This is a genomic window from Pseudomonas sp. WT-JTC, assembly GCF_056711565.1.
This window is the reverse complement of record NZ_CM160042.1, coordinates 3,336,086-3,356,086: the sequence shown is the minus strand read 5'-3', so window position 1 is coordinate 3,356,086 and position 20,001 is coordinate 3,336,086. Positions and strand designations below refer to the sequence as shown.

The window sequence follows — 20,001 nt, the reverse complement described above, 5'->3', positions numbered from 1 at the left end:
AAACAATCTTGCATCGAGGGTTTGATTTTTGGTCGCAAGGCTTTGGCTGGCGAGTTAAACGTTGTTAATTCCCTCCTTTGAGTGCCTATGATTCAGTAAAGTCCAAAGACGGGTGCCTGGTTGAAAACACAATGGAACGGTACTCGGGAATCATTACGATCTGCGCAATGCCGATTTGAACCTGCTGGCGATTTTCGAGGTTCTGATGTTCGAAAAAAACCTGACCTGGGTCGCTGGAAAAACAGTCCCCGGATGCGCCGTTCATTGCCGCCAAACAAGTGCAAAACTTGTGGGAGCGAGCCTGCTCGCGAAAGCGGTGTGTCGGATGACATCAATGTCACTGATACTCCCTCTTCGTGAGCAGGCTCGCTCCCACAAGGTCAGTGCCTGACAGTTGTTTAACGGTTCTGCAACCATCCCAGAAAGCCACCTTTCCTGACCGCCACCGGTTTGGCCATCAACGCCATCCGGCTGTTCTGCTGCCGGACCGCTTGCAGCTTGTTCAGCGCCCGGTCGACTTCGCGTCGTTGCTCCATGCAACTGCGGGTCAGGGATTTGTCGAGGCGGTAGATGATGCTTGAGGTCATGGCAGTGAACCGTGCCTGGGACGGCGTGTCGGCGAGGATGCTTTGTTCGCCCATGATTTCACTCGGCCCCATGCGCCCGGCTTCAATCTGCATGTTGCCGTCGGCGACCGTGGCGCTGACCACGCCGGTGGCGATGACGAACAGGCTGTCCGGTACTTCTTCCAGATCCAGCACCACCTCACCGGCCGCGTATTGCTGCGCCACCATGTTCCGGGCCAGGCGATCACGCTCCTCGGCGCTCAGGGAACGGAAGACTTTCACTTCATCGAGCAACGCCCGGGCGCGGGTCGAAGGCTCGATCACGCCATCGGGCTGCCGGGAGATGCCTGCCGCTTCGAGGTGCCGATGGGCGAGATCGAACAGCTGATTGCGCACTTCGCTTTTCTTGCCGAGCTCGGCGATAAAACCGCTGGCAACGTATTCGGACATCTCTTCGCCGGCCTCTTTCAACACCGCTTTGGGTGCAGGGTTGAGCAACAGGCTGCTGCTGCCTTGCAGGGTGCGGTCGAGGGCGTCGAGTACTCGACGGGGGCGGATGTGGTTCGGCACCCTGATGCTGATCGACACCCCGTGCAGGTTGTTCGGTTGGCTGAGGTTGACGATCTTGGCCTTGGCCGCCACCGAGTTCGGTACCACGGCCATCGTGCCGGCGCTGCTCAACAGGTGCGTGGCGCGCCAGTTGATGTCGAGCACCTTGCCCTCGACGCCATCGATGACGACAAAGTCGTCCACCTGATACGGCTTGGTGGTGTTGAGCACGATGCCGGAGAACACGTCGGCCAACGTACTCTGCAGCGCCAGACCGACGACGATGGCAAACACGCCAGAGGTCGCGAGCAGACCTTTGACCGGCAGATCCAGCACATAGCCGGCGGCGGCGACGATGGAAGCCAGAAACACCAAGGCACCGATGACGTCCTGCAACAAACGGCCGCTGTGGCCGATGCGGCGCATCAGCACCAGACCGAACACCTCGGTCAGCACCCGTGCGGCGTACAGCCACCAGAGAATCCCCAGCGCCGTCGCGCCAAGTTGCGCCACCTGGTCATCGGCAAACAACGGCGCCTGCAATGGACTGACGCCGGTATTGATGATCAGCGAACTGAACGCCAGAAACAGCACCAGCCGCACACCAACCCGTGGCGCACGATGCTTGAATGGGACGAGGTGCCAGAGCAGAGCGTCGAGCACCAGCAGCAGGGCGCTCCAGGACAACAGGTGGGCAGAGAAAATGCTCATGGGGTGGACTCCTGCGGGCACAAAAAAATCGCCACACCCAGAGGTGTGGCTAGTGGTTGCACTCAGTTCAGATGGGTCTTGAGTTCCGCCGCCGCTTGCCGCACGGCTGCCTTCACCTCGGGAATCTGACTCAACGGATTGAGCAGGCCAAAGTCATGAATCATCCCGTTGTAGCGCACCGAGGTCACCGGCACACCGGCCGCATCGAGGTGGCGGGCGTAACCTTCGCCTTCGTCACGCAGCACGTCGAATTCGGCGGTCTGCACCAATGCGGCAGGCAGGCCCTTGAGTTGTTCGGCGCTGGCGTTGAGCGGCGAGGCATGGATCTGCGCACGTTCGGCCGGGTTGGTGGTGTAGTTGTCCCAGAACCACTGCATCATGCCTTTGGTGAGGAAGTGCCCCTCGGCGAACTGCTGGTACGAGCCGTCGTCGAACTGCGCGTTGGTTACCGGCCACATCAACAGCTGGAAGCGCAGGGCCGGGGTGTTCTGCTCCTTTGCCATCAGCGCCACGACTGCCGCCATGTTGCCGCCGACGCTGTTGCCGGCCACCGCCAGACGCTTGCCGTCGACACCGATTTCCTTGCCATGCCCGGCCACCCATTTCGTCGAGGCGTAGGCCTGGTTGATCGCGGTCGGGTACTGCGCTTCCGGCGACGGCGTGTAGTCGACGTACACCGCGACCGCGCCGGAGCCCACCACCAGGTCACGAATCAGGCGTTGGTGCGTCGGGAAGTCGCCCAACACCCAGCCGCCACCATGGAAGAACATGAACACCGGCAACTCGCCTTTGACCTTGGCGGGGCGCACCACTTTCAGGTTGATGGTCTGGCCATTGACCTTGATCGCCTTGTCGCTGACGTCCACACCGGACAGATCAACCTTCACCGAAGCCTGGGCACCGGTCAGCACCGCACGGGCGTCTTTGGGGCTCAATTGCTCAAGCGGTTTGCCACCGCCGGCGGCGAGGGCATCGAGGAAGGCCTGGGTGTTGTGTTCTACGCCAGTACCTTCAGCAGCGAACGCATTGCCGATGGACAGGGCGAGGAGGGAAGCGGCGAGGGTTTTCTTGATGTTCATGTGCAAATCCTTTTTAAGCCGTTTTAGTTTTTCTATGCCTTGGGATCGGGCTGCTGTGGCGCTGGGGTTTCGGCCTCAGCAACACCGTGAGCACAGATTAATGAGGTGCCGGAAAGTGAAAAAGCGGCCATAAAGCGTTTAACTGTCAACCAGAGAGTGACAATTAGCCCGTTCGAAGGCATTCCGGGCTGTCTGCTGCCGCTGTTCCCGCAGCGCTATCGCGAGGTGACTGCTGGCGAAGTAAATTCTCTCAGCACAAATCCTCCAGATTCGCACATCCGTACAATCGTTCTGCTCTAGCGAAACCGAAAATGGCGCTTCTCAAAACATATCCGGAGAAGTGTTATGGCAACCGCAAAAGCAGCACCAGGCAAAGGCCTGATTGATCCGAGCAACCACGCCCTGATCCTGATCGACTTTCAGTCACAGATGTCATTTGCGACTAAATCCATCGACGCTGTATCACTGCGTAATAACGCTGCACTGATCTCGAAAGCAGCGAAGGAATTTGGCGTTCCTGCCATTCTTACCACCGTCGCCGAAAAAAGCTTTTCGGGCCCAATGTTTGAAGAAATCACCTCGGTCTTCGCCGGCCAGGAGCTGATTGACCGGACCAGCATGAACACCTGGGAGGACGAGCGTATCGCCGTCGCCGTGAATAAGATCGGTCGCAACAGAATCGTTCTTGCCGGTCTCTGGACCTCGGTCTGCATCGTTGGACCGGCGATCTCGGCGCTTGAACAAGGCTTCGAGGTCTACGTCATTTGCGATGCGTGTGGTGACGTTTCAGATGAGGCTCATGAGCGTGCTATCGAGCGTATGGTTCAAGCAGGTGCGCGTCCAATGACCTCGCTTCAATACCTCCTGGAATTGCAGCGTGACTGGGCTCGCAGCGACACCTATAACGAGACGGTGAAAACTTCTATCGCTCACGGTGGCGCTTATGGTCTTGGTTTGATTTATGCCAAAACCATGTTTAACGCATCGGAAGGTCACTGATCGGTAAGCGCCTCTTCCCCACCAGGGGATGAGGCGCACTTTGCCTGGGGATCCGGAAGATTGGCATTGGGTACGAGTCTGTCGCGTCGTTGGCCACTTCTGAGCAAACTGTGGGGAGGAAATGGTGAGTACGATGACTGAAGAGCAGGCACCGGGTACGGCCTGGCAACCGCTTCGCCATGGACTGTTTCGCAGTCTATGGCTCGCCAGCATTGCATCCAGCATAGGGACGTGGATGCATGAAGTCGGTGCGGGGTGGCTGATGACCTCCTTGTCGGCCAGTCCCCTCATGGTGTCTCTGGTACAGGTAGCGGGTGCCGCTCCCATGTTCCTTCTAGCGCTGCCTGCTGGCGCGCTGGCCGACATCGTCGACAAACGGCGTTACCTGTTGGCTGTCCAGGCAGGAATGGCCGTCATTGCACTTGCGCTCGCCTTGATCACCTTTGCGGACCTGATGAGCTCTACGCTTTTACTCCTGTTTACTCTGGCCATGGGGATTGGAACGGCGCTGACCATGCCAGCATGGTCAGCGTTGACACCTGAGCTGGTTCCGGCCAGTGATCTGCCCGCCGCGATATCGCTGAGTAGCGTGGGGGTCAACGTTGCCCGGGCACTCGGACCGGCCATCGCTGGCATCATCATCAGTCTGGTAGGGCCATGGGCGACATTTGCCGTCAATGCCTTGTCCTTCTTTGGCGTTATCGCGGTGCTCGCCTTGTGGCGTCGCACGCCACAACAGACCGTATTGCCGGCAGAGCGCCTGTTTGGCGCTATACGTACGGGTTGGCGCCATACCCGTAGTTCACGGCACCTGCAGCGAGTTCTGGTGCGCGCCCTGGCCTTTTTCCTGGGTGCAAGCGCCGGCATGTCCTTGCTTCCACTGATTGTGCGAAGTGAGCTGAAGGGCAGCGCTGAGCAATTCGGGATCTTGCTCGGTTGCGTGGGGATCGGGGCGGTCGCGGGTGCAATGTTTCTACCCAGGATTCGTCAGCATGTTGCTGTCAATCCGCTGGTGGCATCGGCCAGCCTTATCTATGCAGCAGTATTGCTGGCATTGGCATGGATTCATGATTTCTATCTGCTTATCCCTGTGATGTTCCTCAGTGGTGCTGCCTGGATCGCGGTATTGTCCAGCTTTCAGGTGTCTGCGCAAACATCGGTACCTGCGTGGGTAAGGGCCAGGGCGTTGGCGGTCTATATCCTGACTTTCTTTGGCAGCATGGCTTTGGGCGGTGTGATATGGGGACTGATCGCCAGCTGGTTTTCGATCTCGATATCGCTGAGTCTTGCCGCCGTAATCATGGTGGTGGGAGTAGGGGTGGGCTGGAGGGTCAAACTGCCTGCGCTGAGCGCAGAAGACCTGGCCCCTTCGCTGCATTGGCCGCAACCGTTGATGGGTGTCGACGTTGAAGGTGAGCGTGGGCCTGTCATGATTACACTCGAATATGAGATTGACACGGTGGATGCCGATGCCTTCAAAGACGCTATGGAAGAGGTGCGCAGGATGCGGCAGCGCAATGGTTCTTTTTCCTGGCAGTTGATGCAGGACACCGAAAATCCGCAACTGTGGATCGAGTTGTTTTTCGACGAGTCCTGGTACGACCATCTACGCCACCACGGTCGAGTCACTCGCGCAGAGTTGAAAATCGAATCAGCCGCCCGGCGCTTTCAAATCGCTGGAAAGTCTGTACGTATTCGGCACTTGCTCAAAGGCTGACGGGTTAGTCTCACTTCAGTCCTGCGGTGGAAGAACGGCCTGCGCTTTTGAAAAGGTTGTGCAACCTGCGCCTCTTCTGGTACCGGGAAAAAAGGGGGCCTGAAGAACCGCAAAATCATTCGCTCGGACGTAGCCGGGGCGGTCTGACGACGACCATTGGTATCAAGATGACCGGAGAGGGCCCGTGGCTGCCCCAGATCAGGAACGCCAGTTTCCGGCCAGAATCGGCAAACTGCGAATTTTGGCTGCCTTCTTCATGTACAGGAGTTTTTCCAACTCCTGTACATGAATCCAAGAAACCGGTTACTGAAGGGTATTGGTAATGGCGTCAAAGGCGACCATGTCGTCGATAACCTCACCACCGGTGGGTTTGGTCTGTGCTTGCCACACTACAATCACCACATCTTTGGTCGGATTGATGTAGAGGAACTGACCAAAAGTGCCTGCAGCCGTAAAGGCTTTGTCGGCCTTGGAAGCATCGGTCCAGCCTGGCCACCACATGTTGGCAAAGTCACCGTATGCCGCATCTGTGCCAGTGGTCGCGCTGGCGAAGCTCATCCAGTCTTCAGGCAACACTTGCTGTTCACCGGCCTTGCCGCCGCTGAGGAAAAACTGTCCAAAGCGCCCGTAATCTTCAAGGGTTGCACTGATGCCGCTGCCGCCCACTTCATTGCCGTTAAGGCCGTCGAGCCACCATTTGGCATCGGTTTGCATGCCATAGGGGACCCAGATTTTCTCGCTCAGGTATTGCGTCAGTGGCTTGCCCACGGCGGCGCTGACCAGTTGTCCCAAGACTTGCGTTTCACCGGTGCTGTAGTTGGTGCGAGTGCCAGGAGGTGCAGCGGTGGGCAGGCTTGCCATGAACTTGAGGAGCGACCCAGGCACTTGTTCGATTCGCAGCTTGATCAGCTGTCGTTCGTCTGATGTTGGATCAGTGTATTTCTCGTTCCATTTGATTCCGGAGCGCATGGACAGAATTTGACGTACGGTGACCTGGTCGTATCCGCTACCGGCCAGCGCGGGTAAGTAGTGAGTGACTTTGTCATCAAGGCTTTTGATGGCGCCGTCCTGCAATGCAGCGCCCACGAGAGTCGAGGTGATTGATTTCGCCACCGACATCGACATCCAGCGGGTGTTGGCGGTATTACCTTTTTCGTATCGCTCAGTCACGATTTGACCGTCCTTGAGCACCAACAGGCCTGTCACCCGATTCAGCGCAACGTAGTCATCGAGACTGTAGCGCTTGCCTTTATAGTCAAAGGCAACCGGGCCGAGTGGCGTGCCGCTGCGCGGTAACGGGAAAGGATGGCCGCCCGCTTTGATGGTCCGCACAGGGAACAAACGATCAGTATTGCGAAAGGTAGTGACGGCCATGTCCTCGCTGAGATTGCCGTCATAAATGGCCTGCACTTCGCCAATCGGCTCCAGCGCAGGTTGTTGGTAGGACTTCGTGGGACCAGGAGTGGCCGCGCAGGCGGTCAACGATAGAACGAGTGTCGAAACACACACCACCACTTGGAGATGGCTGCGCTTAACGAGCGATGGATGGCGAGGGAGCATTGGCATAAACACCTTCCTATGGTTTCTTGTTGTTTTGTCAGGGGGCAGTTTGCAAGGTGGACATTTTTGGGGCGCGTGGGATCGGGCCCGATCACGCGCGGAATCGGGCCATGGATAATCTGGAATATTTGATTGATTGATTGATTGGCCAGGCTTGGTGAGAAAGCGCTCTAACGCACTGCCGCCACCAGTTCCAACTCCAGCAATCCGCTGCCTGGAAGCCCGGCGACGCCCAGCGCAGAGCGCGCGTGTTGCCCGCGCTCGCCAAACAACTCGATCAGCAAACGCGAAGCTTCGTCGAGAACTTTTGAGTAATCCTGGTAACCGTCCTCGGCATAGACAAATCCGCGTACGAACACAATCCGCTCGACGCATTCCAGATCACCGACCGCTTGCTCAAGCGCGCTCAAAGCGCGCAATACACAGGTGCGAGCAGCCAGGATCAAGGTTTCTGCAGACATGTCTGCCCGAGCCGGACCTTTGATTACACTGTCGGCCAAACGACACACCTGCCCGCTGACATAGGCCACACCACTGTGGACCACCACCGGTATGTAGTCACCCTTGGGGGCAGGGGCATCGGGCAATTGCAGACCCAACAGCTTCAGTCTCTCTCGAATGCTCATGGGCTCACCTGCGCAAAACTCACCGGCCCACCGAGCCACAATCCCTGAATCTGCTCCTGAGCATCCCGGCGAAAGCGCAACGATATCTCTGAAGGGCGGCCCATAGCCCGACCCTGACGAACACGCACCGGGCGTTCATCAACACTCACCAAGCCGTTTTCCAGCAAACCGAAGGTCAGGGCCGCGGCTGCAATACCGGTGGCCGCGTCTTCGGGGTAGCCGGAGGACTTGGGAAACTGTCGTGCATCGAATTGTCGAGTGGCAAGGTCCAGTGGTGCGTAGGGGTACAAACCGGTTGAGCCGATGCGCTCGCACAATTGCTCAATCCGGCGAAAATCCGGTTTCAACCCGTCCAGCACCGCCACGCTCTTGAGCGGGATCAGGGTTTTCACCCGGCTGGTGGCGGCGTTCTGGATGGGTAACGGAGCCAACTCATTGGAACTGATGCCCAGCACCGAGAGGATTTGCGCTTCGATGTCCGGGGACGAGAGAGTTTCGACCTGACCTTTGGGTTGGCTGATTTCGACCTGTACGGTGCCACCCCCATCGCGCATGACCCGCGCTTCCACGCGTCCACTCAAGGTCCAGATCGACAGTTGATCCTTTGGCAACATCCCCAGTCGGTCCAGCAGCCAGACGGCGCCGACCGAGGCATGTCCACACATCTCCATTTCGTGGTTCGGCACCCAGAAACGGAAGCTGAAATCATAGTCGGTTCCGGCCGGTGGCGAACAGACGAAGCCGCATTCATGCCCGTAAGCCTGGGCCACAGCCTGCATGTCCGCGTCGCTCATGCCGTCGGCGCGAGCGACGGTTGGTGCAGGGTTACCGCCGTTTTCGGCAGCAGGGAATACATTGATCAGATGAACTTGCGGGGTCATTTCTGCGCTCCTTGAGCGTCCGATAAAGCAGGTGCAACCGCATCGACGATGGCATTGGTAAATGCTGTGTGCGGATCAAGACTGACCGGTTCCGCTTCAACAGCGTTCATGAAACTGATGTTCTTCTGGACGCCCGACAACTCGACCCTCGGCGTGGCCGGGTAAGAGGGCAGTGACGCTGTCCATGCCGCATCGAAAATCGGCGCGGCGGTGTGAGCGAAGTACGGCCGCACGGCTTCCCGAGCCTTGTCCGGATCGGTGGCGATCAGTTGCTCGGCGCGCCACAGGGCTTTCACCATTTTTCGTGCGGTGTCGGTGTTACTGGCCAACCAGTCTTCCCGAGCAATCATCGCTGTAAAGAGGAAACCGTTGAGCGGCTGATATTCACCCTTGGCCAAGTCCATCAACACAAATCCCCCTTGCTGTTCGGCGGTGGTGATAGTCGGTGGTGACAGCGAAAAACCATTGATGCTGCCCTGGGAAAACGCCGCCAGCATGTTCGGCGCGCCGCCAATCGGCATGATGGTCAGGTCTTTGTCCGGACTCAGGCCTGCGTCCTTGGCCAGATAGCGAACCAGCATATCGGTGGTGCTGCCGGGACCGGTGACGCCGATTTTCAATCCTTTCAAGGCTTGTGCCCGGGCAGTCAGTGGTGACGCAGCGGATACACCCGCACTTTTCGCGGAATCGGCATCGATCACCACGGTGCTGCCGAACTGCGTCTGCACCGAGGCGAAAGCCTGAACATCCTGTCCCTTGGAGCGGGCACGGATGGCCACCGCCGGCAGGCCGACATAGGCGTCGGCATCACGTCCGAGGACAGCGGTAAGCGCCGCGGAGCCGCCTTTCTGGAAGACGATGACTTCGATGTCGAGCCCTTCTTCGGCGAAGTAGCCGAGCTTCTGCGCGACATAGATCGGCACATACAGGAAGCCTTCACTGGGAAACGCCAGTTTGACCTTGGTCAACTCGGCGGCCTGAGTCGTGAAGCCACAAAGCAACAGAGTGGCAAACGCGGTCGCCGTCAGAAGACGTTTGAACATGATGGAACTCCGGATAATCAATCGAAAGGATGTTCAGACCGCCACTTCACGTTCGGCGTCGTTGGCTTTCCATGGCATCAGCCGGCGTTCGGCCAGTTTGACCGCGGTATTGAGGATCAGCGCCAGGGCAATGATGCCCACCAGCGCGGCGAACACACCGGCGGTGTCAAACTGCGAAGCCGCGTCGGAGAGCAAGTAGCCGAGCCCGCGATTGGCAGCGATGATTTCACCCACCAGTGCGCCGATCAGTGCGTACGGCACCGACAGGCGCAACCCGGTAAACACCCAGGTGAACGCGGAGGGAATGACCACCATGCTCAACAAATCACGTTCGCGGGCGCCCATCAGGCGCAGGATGGTCAACTGCTCGCGGGACACGTTGCGCACTCCGCTGTAGGTATTGAGGAACACCAGGAAGAACACCACTGCTGCGGTCAGAATGACTTTCATCGGCAAGCCGATGCCGAACCAGAGGATAAACAATGGTGCGAGAGCGACCTTCGGCAAGCTGTAGAACGCGGTGAGAAAGGGGTCGAGGATGTCGGCCAGGACTTTGGCCCGGCCTAACAGCAGGCCAGCAGCGAGACCGGCCACCGAGCCGAAGAAGAATCCGAGTACGGCTTCCAGCGTGGTAATCCCTGCGTGGTAGAAAAACACGCCATTGAGCAGGAGCTTGCACAAACTGGCCGCCACGGCAGAAGGCCGGCTGATGAAAAACTCCACGCCGAACCAGCGGGAAATGCTTTCCCACAGCACCAGCAGAAACACCAGGAACAGCAAGCGATAGACCTGAATCATAGGGCCTCCAGAGAGTGAGCCAGCGAGGAAGGATCGGCGGCACCGGCGATGTCTGGGGCCAGGCGCTGCCAAAGGGCGGCGCAGAGTTCGACGTAGTGCGGATCGGAACGCAGTTGCACCAGATTGCGCGGCTGCGCCAGTGACACCTCAAGGATGTGATCGATGGTGCCGGGACGCCCGGCAAAGACCACGCAGCGATCGGCGAGGGCGATGGCTTCGTCGACATCGTGGGTGACGAACAGCACGGTTTTTTTCAGTTTCTTGCACAGTCGCAACAGCTCGGTTTGCAGCGTGAGGCGCATCTGCGCATCGAGGGCTCCAAACGGCTCGTCCATCAGCAAGGTCTCAGGATCGCTGGCCAGCAATCGGGCCATGGCCGCACGTTTTCGCATGCCACCGGACAGTTGGTTCGGGTAGCTGGCACCAAATCCGGTCAATCCGACCAAGGCCAACAGTTCCTCGACACGTGCGTCGATTTCACGCTTGCCCAGGCGTCGGATCTGTAACGGTACGGCGATGTTGCCGGCCACTGTGCGCCATGGCAGCAGGTGGTCAGCCTGGGTCATGTAGCCGACCCGTGTGTTGACGCCTTTGACTTCGGCGCCGTCGTAATGAACCCGACCTTCGGTAGGGCCGAACAGCCCCGCGGTCATGTTCAACAACGTCGATTTGCCGCACCCGGACGGGCCGACCAAAGTAATGATTTCGCCACGCTGGATCTCAAGCGATACATTGCGCACGGCCACAAACCTGCGCCCGTCGACCTTAAAACTCTTCTGCACATCAGCGAAACTGATAAAGGGTTCTCGCCTCACGGCCCCATCCTCTTGTTGTTTTGTCAGGGCTCAGGATGCCGGGTGGAGAAACTCGGGGCGCACGGGATCGGGCCTCATCATGCGCGAGATCGGGCCATGGATAATCGGGATGGTTTACCGGTTGGTGTTACGGCGAAACTCGTCAGGCGAGCAGCCCTGTGCGCGTCGGAAGACATGGGCCAGGTGGGAAGGGGACTCGTAGCCGACGCTGTTGGCAATCTCCAGCACAGACATGCGCGTGTGCTGCAGCAGGTTCTTCACTCGCTCCAGGCGCATGCGCTGAACGCAGGCCAGCACAGATTCGCCAGTGTGTTGGGCAAACAAGCGGGTGAGGTGGCGTCGTGAAACATGAAAGGCTTCAGCGATCTCGTCCAGTCCCGGAGACTGTTCAAGATTGCCATCCAGATAGCGCTGAACATCACGCACCAATGCCGCACCATGACGTTCGGTCGAAGAACGTTGCAGGCTTGGCTGGCTCAGGGAAATCGCCAGGCATTCCAGGAGCAGCAAGTGGTCGGTCTGGGTGATTTGCCTACGCCGATCCACGTAGCGATCCGGTTGACTGAAGGCTTTTTTCGCCAGCAATAGATGATGAAGCGGTGCCGAGGCGTGCCAGATACCCAACGTCGGTACTCGCAAAAAACGGTTGGCATCACCGGACAGATCACGCAGGGCATAGCTCATGTAATCCGGGTCGACATAGAACGCAACATGTCCCTGTCTCACTGTCATTGACGATGAGGAATGGCTCCACTGGGGTGGGACCAATACGAACTGTCGGTCAACCATCGACGTTGAACGGCCGCTTTGTTCGTCCTTGAATCGCAACAAACCATGCTCCGGCACCATGATCATGAATTCATCATGCTCATGGGCAGCGGTTTCATAGGCTCCATTGGAGTTGAAGACGCTGTAGATTTCACGCATTGGCCACACCGGGTCGCGTCAGTCAGGTGCAAACACTAATACGCTGCGTAGTGAGAAATCTCAAGATCGGAAAGAGGCAGCCCGCTCGGTGAATGGCAGGCACTCCAGGTCAGGAGAACCCTCGATGTTGAATGATGTACACCTGCTGGAACGGCACAGCCTGCTCAGCTCGGCCGATTACCGCGAGATCAAGGACAAGGTCAGCCAATACCTGTGCCCGCACAGCTTCAACGTACTGCGTGACCAGAATGCAGCTTTGAAAGGGCAGAAGTTTTCACGCGCGGCATTCATGAACCTCCCTTAGCCACCCACCAGTCCAAAAAACAACCTGCGTCACGCCTGAGAAGCGAACCTAAGCTAATGCTAAAAAGATATTTATTACTGCTTTTTAAGATCGTTTAGCTTCAAGCAAGGATTACAGGTTCAGTCAGACATGGAGTGAAACATGGCGCACACACGGGGTATCACCTCCTTACCGACTCTTGATCTGTCATTGCTCGATGGCACTGCGGCACAGCGTCAGGGGTTTCTTGACGATCTGCGTCATGCGGCACGGGATGTGGGCTTTTTCTACCTGACCGGCCATGGCATTGATACTGATTTATTGAAACAGGTGCAGAGCCATGCCCGTCAATTCTTTGCGCTGCCGGACAGCGAGAAAACTGCCGTCGGCATGATCAATTCCCCACATTTTCGCGGTTACAACCGCGCGGCGTCGGAGATCACTCGCGGTAAACCCGATTTACGCGAGCAGTTCGATCTGGGTGCAGAAAGGGACGCATTATCGCTGGTTGAAAACAGCCCTTACTGGGCACGCCTGCAAGGCCCCAATCAATGGCCAGCCGCGTTGCCGGCGCTCAAGCCATTGTTGCTGGATTGGCAGCAGGCCATGACCGGAATGTCGCTGCGCTTGCTCCGGGCTTTCGCCCAGGCGTTGTCGCTGCCGCAAGAATCTTTCGATCAGTTGTACGGCGATAAGCCCAATGAGCACATCAAGCTGATGCGGTATCCGGGGCAGGTGCCAGACGAAAGCAATCAGGGCGTGGGAGCGCACAAGGATTCAGGTTTCCTGAGTTTTCTGCTGCAGGATCATCAAACCGGTTTGCAGGTGGAAATCGAGGAGGGGCTTTGGATCGATGCGCTGCCTCGGGACAACACTCTGGTTGTGAACATCGGTGAATTGCTGGAGCTGGCCACCAACGGCTATCTGCGCGCCACCGTGCATCGCGTGCTGTCGCCGCCCGAGGGCAGTGAGCGTTTGTCGATCGCCTTTTTCCTCGGTGCGCAACTGGACGCGGTGGTGCCGCTTTACCCCCTGCCGCCGGAGCTGTTGCGCGAAGCACGGGGCCCGGCGAGCGATCCCGACAATCCGTTGTTTCGCGACGTGGGCTGGAACTACCTCAAAGGTCGCCTGCGCTCCCATCCCGATGTTGCCCAGCGATTTACGGGGATGTACTGATCCCCAACGCACTCAGCGCCTGACCCTTTTACTCGATCAAGGATTACGAACATGTTCAAGAAGACAGGATTGACCCTGGCGGTACTGGGCGGGCTGGTTGCGTCTCTCAGCGCATTGGCACTGGAACCATTACGCGTGGCGGCAGACCCGGTGCCTCATGCGCAGATTCTGGCGTACATACAAAAAATCGACCCGCAGTTGAACCTCAAGGTGATCGAGATCCCCAACGGCGTGAACTCCAATGAACTGCTGGCGCACGGTGATGTGGACGCGAACTACTTCCAGCACTTGCCGTATCTGAAATCTCAGGAGCAGGCCCTCGGCGAAAATTTCGCGGTGGCTGCAACGGTGCATATCGAACCGTTGGGGATCTACTCCCACCGACACAAAAGTTTCGACCAGGTACCACTAAAAGGCACGGTGGCGGTGCCGAATAACGTCACTAACCTGAGTCGCGCACTGTACTTGCTTCAGGACAATGGCCTGATCAAACTCAAGGCCGGTTTCAACGACCCGGCCACTGACCAGGCAACACCCAAGGACATCGCCGAAAACCCGAAGCAGCTGAAAATCCTCGAAATCGAGTCGCCGCAGATTCCTCGCGCACTGGAGGATGTCGATCTTGCGGTGATCAACGGCAACTACGCGCTGGACGCCGGTCTGGCTCCGGCCAAAGATGCGCTGGGCCTGGAAAAGGCCGATGGCAATCCGTACGCCAATATCCTCGTGACCACGCCAAAGTTGCAGGACGACCCGCGTATCAAACAGCTGGCCAAAGACCTGACGTCGCCTGAGGTGGCCAAGTTCATTACCGACACCTTTGCCGGTTCGGTCATTCCGGTCGACCCGGTAACCGTGGCGGCCAGCAAGCCATGATTGTCGTCGAGCAGTTGAGCAAAACCTACTGGCCGGGGCAGGCACCTGCGTTGGACAACGTGTCCCTGAGCATTTCCGACGGTGCGATCTACGGGATTCTGGGGCGCAGCGGCGCAGGGAAATCGACGCTACTGCGTTGCCTCAATCTGCTCGAACGACCAAGTTCCGGGCGTATTCTGCTGGACGGTGAAGACCTGACAGCCCTGTCCGACCTCGAACTGCGACGACAACGCCAGCGCATCGGCATGATCTTCCAGGGCTTCAACCTGCTGCATTCACGCAACGTGTTCGACAACATCGCGGTGCCGCTGGAAATCGCGCGCGTCGATAAAGCGCGGCGCCATGTACGGGTCAGGGAGCTGCTGGAGCTGGTGGGCTTGAGCGATAAAGCCCGGGCGTTTCCTTCGCAGTTGTCCGGTGGGCAGAAACAACGGGTTGGCATTGCCCGTGCGTTGGCGGCGCGACCGGCTTATCTGCTGTCGGATGAAGCCACCAGCGCCCTCGACCCGGAAACCACGGCTTCGATTCTTGAACTGCTGCGCGATATCAATCGGCAGCTGGGGTTGACCATCGTGCTGATCACCCACGAGCTGGACGTGGTCAAGTCCATATGTGATCACGCCGCTTCACTGGCCCATGGCCGGTTGGTCGAGGCGGGGCCGATCGCGCAGTTGTTGAACAACCCGGACTCCAGCCTGGGCCGTTCACTGCTGCCGGGTTACTGCGCGCCTTTGGGCAAGGATGCACAAACCCTGGATTTGAGCTTTTTCGACAATCTGCTGGCCACGCCGGTGCTCAAGGAGTTGGTGCAACAACAGGGCGTGGAGTTGAACCTGCTGGCCAGTGGCGTCGAGTCTGTTGGAGGGCGCAGGGTAGGGCGGTTACGCGTGGCTTTTCGGCAGCCCGGTGAGGAGCTGAACCTGACGCGGGTGGTTGACTTTCTCAAGCGGCGTGGCGTCAGGGTGGAGCGTTCATGAACCGGAATATCGACTGGAGCGAAATCGTTCAACTGGTGCTGAACGCAACCGGTGAAACCCTGTACATGGTGCTGCTGGCGGGCATTTTTACCCTGCTGATCGGCTTGCCCCTTGGCGTGTTGCTGTTCATCAGCCGCCGCGGTGGGTTGTACCCGATGCCCAGACTCAACAAAGGCCTGGGCGGCTTGGTCAATCTTGGTCGCTCGTTACCGTTCGTGGTGATGCTGATCGCGTTGATTCCGCTAACCCGTCTGGTAGTCGGCACGACGTTGGGGAGTACTGCCGCCGTGGTGCCCATCACGATAGGCGCCTTTCCTTTTTTTGCCCGAATTGTCGAAAACGCACTGGACGAAGTCGATAAGGGCCGCATCGAAGCCATCCTCGCGATGGGCGGTGATATTCGACATGTGATTTTTAAAGTGCTGCTCCCCGAAGCACTACCAGCGTTGCTCGCGGGCATCACTTTGACCCTGGTGATGTTGATCGGATTCTCATCCATGGCCGGGGTTATCGGGGGAGGCGGGCTCGGAGACCTGGCGATTCGCTACGGTTACCAGCGTTTCAATAACCAGGTGATGGTTGCGACCGTGGTGGTGCTGGTGATTCTGGTTCAGAGCGTGCAAAGCCTTGGTGATCGGCTGGTGAGCTCATTGGCTCATCGACGATGACTTCTTTCGGAATCCAGCTGTGCAGCTGGGCGACATGACCAGGCTTCACTGGACTCGCTCCCATTGCAACTGCTGGCGCCGTTGGTCGATCCCGATATCATGCAGGGCGTAGATCACGAATGTAGATAACGCTATGCCAGGATTGTCATTCGCCGTCAGAATTTTGTTCGCATACTGCCTTTTAGTCGCAACCGCTAATCACATCCGTGCAGACCTTTCGCATGGATTGCTCTGGGACTACGGATACGGGCCTGGCACTTACTTGGCCAGCCGTATTTTCTGGGGGGCGCTTACGTTTTTTGACCCGCTTGCAGCACTGCTACTTTTCATCAAGCCAAGAGCCGGAATCGTGCTTACGGTAGCGATTATTTTTGTCGACGTAACCCATAACACTTTTTACGTCGCATTGAAGCAACAGTGGCTGGAGCCGTTCTACCTGTCCCAGGTAGCTTTCCTCATCGTAGTATTCCTACTCTCACCCATCGCTTGGAATGGCCCTATTCGGGACGTAGCGCTCACCAATCCAGTCCGGCTGTGATTCGCTCCATTTATGAGGTAGAAGCGCTTCGATCTCACTCGCCCGCTGCGTCGGAAGGCGCATCGGCACATCTTTGAGATAGGCATACGAATCATGCCCATTCATGTTCGCCGACTGGATCAGCATGATTGCCGCCGCCCGTTTTCCGCTGCGTAGCGATCCAGCAAATAGTTGGTGAGGACTTCTCAGCCAGTAACGGTTTGACACTCTGTCACTCGCATCCAGCCATTAAAAAAAGCACCCCTTACTCCCGGATATCATGATTTTTCACAAGCATGAGCCTTCCATATAGTCCTCCCAAGCCCACTTGGAACACGGTTGTGTTTCCCTTGATGCGAGACAACTTTATGGAAAACAAGAAACGCGCCGTCCAGGCTTCAGAGGTTGGGATGGGGACTCGAGTCGTATGGGGAGGAGAGCAGGTTCAACATCCCTACAATGCGACCCAGACACCCATCGTGGTCAGTGCCGCCTATGGCTATGACGATATCGATAAGTGGTATGACGTGGCATTGGGGAAGGAGCCCGGCTTCATTTACAGCCGGATGAGCAATCCCACTGTCTCTGTCCTGGAAGATAAACTCTGTGAGCTCGAAAACGCAGAGTCGGCTGTAGCTTTCAGTACCGGAATGGCCGCAATCAGCGGTGTACTATACACCTTCCTATCCAATGGGCAGCGTGTGATATCTACACGCGACAGCTACGGTGGTACGAACAAAATTTTCGAGGAGTTTCTTCCACGCATGGGTGTGGAGGTAGCCCTCTGCGATACGCTCGATACTGTGGCGCTTGAGCAGGAGATCGCTAAAGGCTGCAGCGTCCTGTACCTGGAAACACCCACGAACCCAACACTGAAAATCGTTGATATTCGACGCCTTGTGGCAGCGGCGAAGCGAGTGGGTGCTTTGGTTGTTGCAGACAATACATTCGCGACGCCTCTGAATCAGAATCCGCTCGCTTTAGGCGTTGATGTGGTTGTGCACAGCGCGACCAAGTTCCTGTCCGGTCATGGGGATGTACTCGGCGGCCTGGTTTGCGGCGCCGAGCATTTGATGTCTCAAGTTCGCCATTACCGCGAAATCAATGGTGCCTCGCTGGATCCTTTTTCGGCGTATCTAATCATCCGAGGCATCAAGACTCTGGCTTTGCGCCTTCGCCAGCAACAGGCAAGCGCGAAGCTTTTGGCCGAGTACCTCTGTACCGAGCCGCTGGTCGAGTCTGTGAACTATCCGGGGTTGCCTCAACATCCAGGTCATGACATCGCTCGTTCGCAAATGCACGGATTCGGAGCCATCGTCAGCTTCGTGCTGAAAGGAGGCATGGACACAGTGACTCGTTTGCTGCCGCTGCTCAGATATGCGCATCGGGCGGGTAATTTGGGCGCTGTCGAGACCATCTATGGTCCGGCTCGGACGACCAGTCACGTGGAAAATACTTTGGAAGAACGTCAGGCACTTGGAATTTCCGAAGGTTTGGTTCGAGTGTCCGTAGGTATTGAAGATTCAGCAGATTTATTGGCTGACCTAAAACAAGCCTTCGCTTTAGTGCGAAGTAAACAAGGTGATGCAAGCCTTAACGCTGACAGTGCCCAACGTTTCATTGAGGTAGGAGCCTGAATACGGGCAGGACTTTCGATATTCATCTTAAGCCCTTCATGAAGAATGAAAATAATAAAATCCAGCGACAACAAAATTGTACTGCCCAAAAGCCAGTTACAAGGACGCTTGTCCGCACATTTCATGAGAATAAAACTATGTCCACGCATATCGAAGATAATCAGCCCGATCCAAACTCGCATTTCAAAAAGGAAATGCAAACCCGTCACATCGTGATGTTGGCTCTGGGCGGAGTGATCGGTACGGGGTTATTCCTTACCTCCGGTTACACGGTTAATCAGGCAGGGCCGCTCGGTGCAGTGATCGCTTACATCATCGGTGCAGTGATGGTGTATTTAGTCATGGTCTGTCTCGGTGAGTTGGCTGTACAGATGCCAGAAACCGGATCTTTCAGTAGCTACGCGACGCGATACCTGGGCCCAGGCACAGGCTATACAGTGGCCTGGCTTTACTGGCTCACTTGGGCAGTAGCTATCGGTTCAGAGTTTACAGCTGCGGGCATACTGATGGTTCGGTGGTTTCCTGATACACCGGTCTGGATTTGGAGTGCGCTGTTTGCCATTGCAGTCTTCTTAAGTAATGTGGTCTCTGTTCGGTTGTTTGCGGAGACTGAGTTTTGGCTTTCGCTGATTAAGGTTCTGACCGTTATCACGTTCATTGTGATCGGCGGAGCGGCAATTTTCGGTCTTTTTCAAGTACAGAGTTTGCAGGGTGCGGGACTATCCAACTTCACACGTGAAGGGCTTTTCCCCACCGGGTTCTTACCCATTGCAATGACTCTACTAGCTGTTTCCTTCGCATTTTCCGGAACTGAGCTGATCGGGATTGCGGCAGGTGAAGCGCAAGACCCACAAACTAGCGTGCCCAAGGCAATCCGCACGACAGTGGTACGTTTGGCGCTGTTCTTCGTGGGGACAATTTTCGTCCTTGCGACGTTACTGCCACGAGAACAAGCGGGGCTCGTGGAAAGTCCGTTCGTCATGGTGTTTGAGCTGATTGGCATCCCATACTCTGCCGACATTATGAACTTCGTCATTCTCACGGCACTGATTTCCGCCGCTAACTCGGGGCTCTATGCCGCATCGCGCATGCTCTGGACATTGAGCGATCAAGGACATATGCCTAAACGCTACGCCAGGCTCTCCAGTCGGGGCACACCGGTGAACGCCCTCGTGCTTAGTATGGCGGGTGCAGTGGCTTCTCTGCTCAGCAGTGTGTTTGCCCCTGATACGGTTTACTTGGCCTTGGTGTCCATTTCCGGGCTGGCGGTCGTAGTCGTGTGGATGAGCATTGCTGCAAGCCAGATCGCGTTCCGTCGTCAATACGTCGCTAATGGCGGACGAGTTGAAGACCTGCATTTCCGTGTGCGTGGCTACCCATGGGTGCCTATCGGTGCACTGTTGTGTTGTCTGCTGGCCTGTGTGGGTATCGCTTTTGATCCTGAGCAGCGAGTGGCGCTTTACTTCGGTCTCCCCTTTATCGCGTGGTGTTATTTCGTTTACTGGATCACTCGTAACAAGAGAGCAGAGCGGTTGGCTTTAGCCGCAGCTGCTCATTCCTCTAGCACCGCGTGAATTTCTCAGGCAATGATTGAGC

The 20,001-nt window shown here is 57.2% G+C and carries 18 protein-coding genes and 2 pseudogenes; 10 read left to right on the top strand and 10 right to left on the bottom strand.

The genetic code is table 11. The features are described from left to right. Positions 1–398: 398 nt before the first annotated feature. Positions 399–1,826: a mechanosensitive ion channel domain-containing protein gene (locus AC06G5_RS15365; RefSeq protein ID WP_480457368.1), complete on the bottom strand. Its 1,428-nt coding sequence runs from the start codon at positions 1,824–1,826 to the stop codon at positions 399–401. 62 nt (positions 1,827–1,888) lie between these two features. Further along, on the bottom strand, positions 1,889–2,905 hold the full coding sequence (locus AC06G5_RS15360) for an alpha/beta hydrolase (protein ID WP_413424230.1): 1,017 nt from the start codon (positions 2,903–2,905) through the stop codon (positions 1,889–1,891). A 345-nt stretch (positions 2,906–3,250) separates the two neighbouring features. Here AC06G5_RS15360 and AC06G5_RS15355 point away from each other — a divergent pair, with 345 nt between their 5' ends. The 3 genes and pseudogenes from AC06G5_RS15355 to AC06G5_RS15345 form a co-directional block, all read left to right on the top strand. Then, a complete protein-coding gene (locus tag AC06G5_RS15355; RefSeq protein ID WP_057399470.1) occupies positions 3,251–3,904 on the top strand; it encodes a hydrolase in 654 nt (217 codons plus the stop codon). 133 nt (positions 3,905–4,037) lie between these two features. Next, positions 4,038–5,621: an MFS transporter gene (locus AC06G5_RS15350; protein ID WP_413424232.1), complete on the top strand. Its 1,584-nt coding sequence runs from the start codon at positions 4,038–4,040 to the stop codon at positions 5,619–5,621. A gap of 60 nt (positions 5,622–5,681) precedes the next feature. Continuing rightward, positions 5,682–5,803: pseudogene (locus tag AC06G5_RS15345) on the top strand (IS5/IS1182 family transposase); the annotation flags it as partial. 121 nt (positions 5,804–5,924) lie between these two features. Here AC06G5_RS15345 and AC06G5_RS15340 read toward each other — a convergent pair. The 7 genes from AC06G5_RS15340 to AC06G5_RS15310 all read right to left on the bottom strand — a co-directional run bounded on the left by AC06G5_RS15340 (position 5,925) and on the right by AC06G5_RS15310 (position 12,271). Beyond that, positions 5,925–7,187, bottom strand: coding sequence for a serine hydrolase domain-containing protein (locus AC06G5_RS15340; RefSeq protein ID WP_480457365.1), 1,263 nt, complete (start codon positions 7,185–7,187; stop codon positions 5,925–5,927). 164 nt (positions 7,188–7,351) lie between these two features. Further along, on the bottom strand, positions 7,352–7,807 hold the full coding sequence (locus AC06G5_RS15335; protein WP_413424236.1) for a RidA family protein: 456 nt from the start codon (positions 7,805–7,807) through the stop codon (positions 7,352–7,354). Continuing rightward, complete coding sequence (locus tag AC06G5_RS15330) at positions 7,804–8,688, bottom strand: PhzF family phenazine biosynthesis protein (protein ID WP_413424238.1); 885 nt, start codon at positions 8,686–8,688, stop codon at positions 7,804–7,806. Before AC06G5_RS15330 ends, AC06G5_RS15335 begins: the two co-directional genes overlap by 4 nt. Continuing rightward, positions 8,685–9,731 carry an ABC transporter substrate-binding protein gene (locus AC06G5_RS15325; RefSeq protein WP_480457362.1) on the bottom strand — a complete coding sequence of 349 codons (1,047 nt, stop codon included), beginning with the start codon at positions 9,729–9,731 and terminating at the stop codon, positions 8,685–8,687. Before AC06G5_RS15325 ends, AC06G5_RS15330 begins: the two co-directional genes overlap by 4 nt. Before the next feature lie 33 nt (positions 9,732–9,764). Next, entirely contained in the window at positions 9,765–10,529 is a 765-nt protein-coding gene (locus AC06G5_RS15320) for an ABC transporter permease (protein ID WP_413424242.1), read from the bottom strand. Continuing rightward, entirely contained in the window at positions 10,526–11,344 is an 819-nt protein-coding gene (locus AC06G5_RS15315) for an ABC transporter ATP-binding protein (protein ID WP_413424244.1), read from the bottom strand. The genes AC06G5_RS15320 and AC06G5_RS15315 overlap by 4 nt, the downstream gene beginning before the upstream one ends. 114 nt (positions 11,345–11,458) lie before the next feature. Beyond that, complete coding sequence (locus AC06G5_RS15310; protein ID WP_413424246.1) at positions 11,459–12,271, bottom strand: AraC family transcriptional regulator; 813 nt, start codon at positions 12,269–12,271, stop codon at positions 11,459–11,461. 124 nt (positions 12,272–12,395) lie between these two features. Here AC06G5_RS15310 and AC06G5_RS15305 point away from each other — a divergent pair, with 124 nt between their 5' ends. The 5 genes from AC06G5_RS15305 (at position 12,396) to AC06G5_RS15285 (ending at position 16,251) form a co-directional block, all read left to right on the top strand. After that, entirely contained in the window at positions 12,396–12,575 is a 180-nt protein-coding gene (locus tag AC06G5_RS15305) for a hypothetical protein (RefSeq protein ID WP_413424248.1), read from the top strand. A gap of 141 nt (positions 12,576–12,716) precedes the next feature. Further along, the gene (locus tag AC06G5_RS15300; protein ID WP_480457358.1) at positions 12,717–13,730 is read left to right on the top strand and encodes an isopenicillin N synthase family dioxygenase; all 1,014 of its coding nucleotides are present in this window, start codon (positions 12,717–12,719) and stop codon (positions 13,728–13,730) included. Between the two features lie 51 nt (positions 13,731–13,781). Then, a complete protein-coding gene (locus tag AC06G5_RS15295) occupies positions 13,782–14,606 on the top strand; it encodes a MetQ/NlpA family ABC transporter substrate-binding protein (protein WP_413424252.1) in 825 nt (274 codons plus the stop codon). Continuing rightward, positions 14,603–15,583, top strand: coding sequence for a methionine ABC transporter ATP-binding protein (locus tag AC06G5_RS15290; protein ID WP_413424254.1), 981 nt, complete (start codon positions 14,603–14,605; stop codon positions 15,581–15,583). Before AC06G5_RS15295 ends, AC06G5_RS15290 begins: the two co-directional genes overlap by 4 nt. Further along, a complete protein-coding gene (locus AC06G5_RS15285; protein WP_413424256.1) occupies positions 15,580–16,251 on the top strand; it encodes a methionine ABC transporter permease in 672 nt (223 codons plus the stop codon). The genes AC06G5_RS15290 and AC06G5_RS15285 overlap by 4 nt, the downstream gene beginning before the upstream one ends. A 475-nt stretch (positions 16,252–16,726) precedes the next feature. On the opposite strand, the pseudogene AC06G5_RS15280 reads toward AC06G5_RS15285, so the two are convergent. Then, positions 16,727–16,960: pseudogene (locus tag AC06G5_RS15280) on the bottom strand (transposase domain-containing protein); the annotation flags it as partial. Positions 16,961–17,136: 176 nt separating this feature from the next. On the opposite strand from AC06G5_RS15280, the gene AC06G5_RS15275 reads away from it, so the two are divergent. After that, entirely contained in the window at positions 17,137–18,405 is a 1,269-nt protein-coding gene (locus AC06G5_RS15275; protein WP_480457355.1) for a cystathionine gamma-synthase family protein, read from the top strand. A 137-nt stretch (positions 18,406–18,542) separates the two neighbouring features. Then, the gene (locus AC06G5_RS15270) at positions 18,543–19,979 is read left to right on the top strand and encodes an amino acid permease (protein ID WP_480459891.1); all 1,437 of its coding nucleotides are present in this window, start codon (positions 18,543–18,545) and stop codon (positions 19,977–19,979) included. Positions 19,980–20,001 lie beyond the last annotated feature (22 nt).

Coding starts and splice junctions, on each gene's coding strand:
- AC06G5_RS15365 (WP_480457368.1), bottom strand. CDS start 1,826: ATGAGCATTTTCTCTGCCCACCTGTTGTCCTGGAGCGCCCTGCTGCTG.
- AC06G5_RS15305 (WP_413424248.1), top strand. CDS start 12,396: ATGTTGAATGATGTACACCTGCTGGAACGGCACAGCCTGCTCAGCTCG.
- AC06G5_RS15335 (WP_413424236.1), bottom strand. CDS start 7,807: ATGAGCATTCGAGAGAGACTGAAGCTGTTGGGTCTGCAATTGCCCGAT.
- AC06G5_RS15330 (WP_413424238.1), bottom strand. CDS start 8,688: ATGACCCCGCAAGTTCATCTGATCAATGTATTCCCTGCTGCCGAAAAC.
- AC06G5_RS15320 (WP_413424242.1), bottom strand. CDS start 10,529: ATGATTCAGGTCTATCGCTTGCTGTTCCTGGTGTTTCTGCTGGTGCTG.
- AC06G5_RS15340 (WP_480457365.1), bottom strand. CDS start 7,187: ATGCCAATGCTCCCTCGCCATCCATCGCTCGTTAAGCGCAGCCATCTC.
- AC06G5_RS15325 (WP_480457362.1), bottom strand. CDS start 9,731: ATGTTCAAACGTCTTCTGACGGCGACCGCGTTTGCCACTCTGTTGCTT.
- AC06G5_RS15310 (WP_413424246.1), bottom strand. CDS start 12,271: ATGCGTGAAATCTACAGCGTCTTCAACTCCAATGGAGCCTATGAAACC.
- AC06G5_RS15290 (WP_413424254.1), top strand. CDS start 14,603: ATGATTGTCGTCGAGCAGTTGAGCAAAACCTACTGGCCGGGGCAGGCA.
- AC06G5_RS15270 (WP_480459891.1), top strand. CDS start 18,543: ATGTCCACGCATATCGAAGATAATCAGCCCGATCCAAACTCGCATTTC.
- AC06G5_RS15350 (WP_413424232.1), top strand. CDS start 4,038: ATGACTGAAGAGCAGGCACCGGGTACGGCCTGGCAACCGCTTCGCCAT.
- AC06G5_RS15300 (WP_480457358.1), top strand. CDS start 12,717: ATGGCGCACACACGGGGTATCACCTCCTTACCGACTCTTGATCTGTCA.
- AC06G5_RS15355 (WP_057399470.1), top strand. CDS start 3,251: ATGGCAACCGCAAAAGCAGCACCAGGCAAAGGCCTGATTGATCCGAGC.
- AC06G5_RS15275 (WP_480457355.1), top strand. CDS start 17,137: ATGGAAAACAAGAAACGCGCCGTCCAGGCTTCAGAGGTTGGGATGGGG.
- AC06G5_RS15285 (WP_413424256.1), top strand. CDS start 15,580: ATGAACCGGAATATCGACTGGAGCGAAATCGTTCAACTGGTGCTGAAC.
- AC06G5_RS15360 (WP_413424230.1), bottom strand. CDS start 2,905: ATGAACATCAAGAAAACCCTCGCCGCTTCCCTCCTCGCCCTGTCCATC.
- AC06G5_RS15295 (WP_413424252.1), top strand. CDS start 13,782: ATGTTCAAGAAGACAGGATTGACCCTGGCGGTACTGGGCGGGCTGGTT.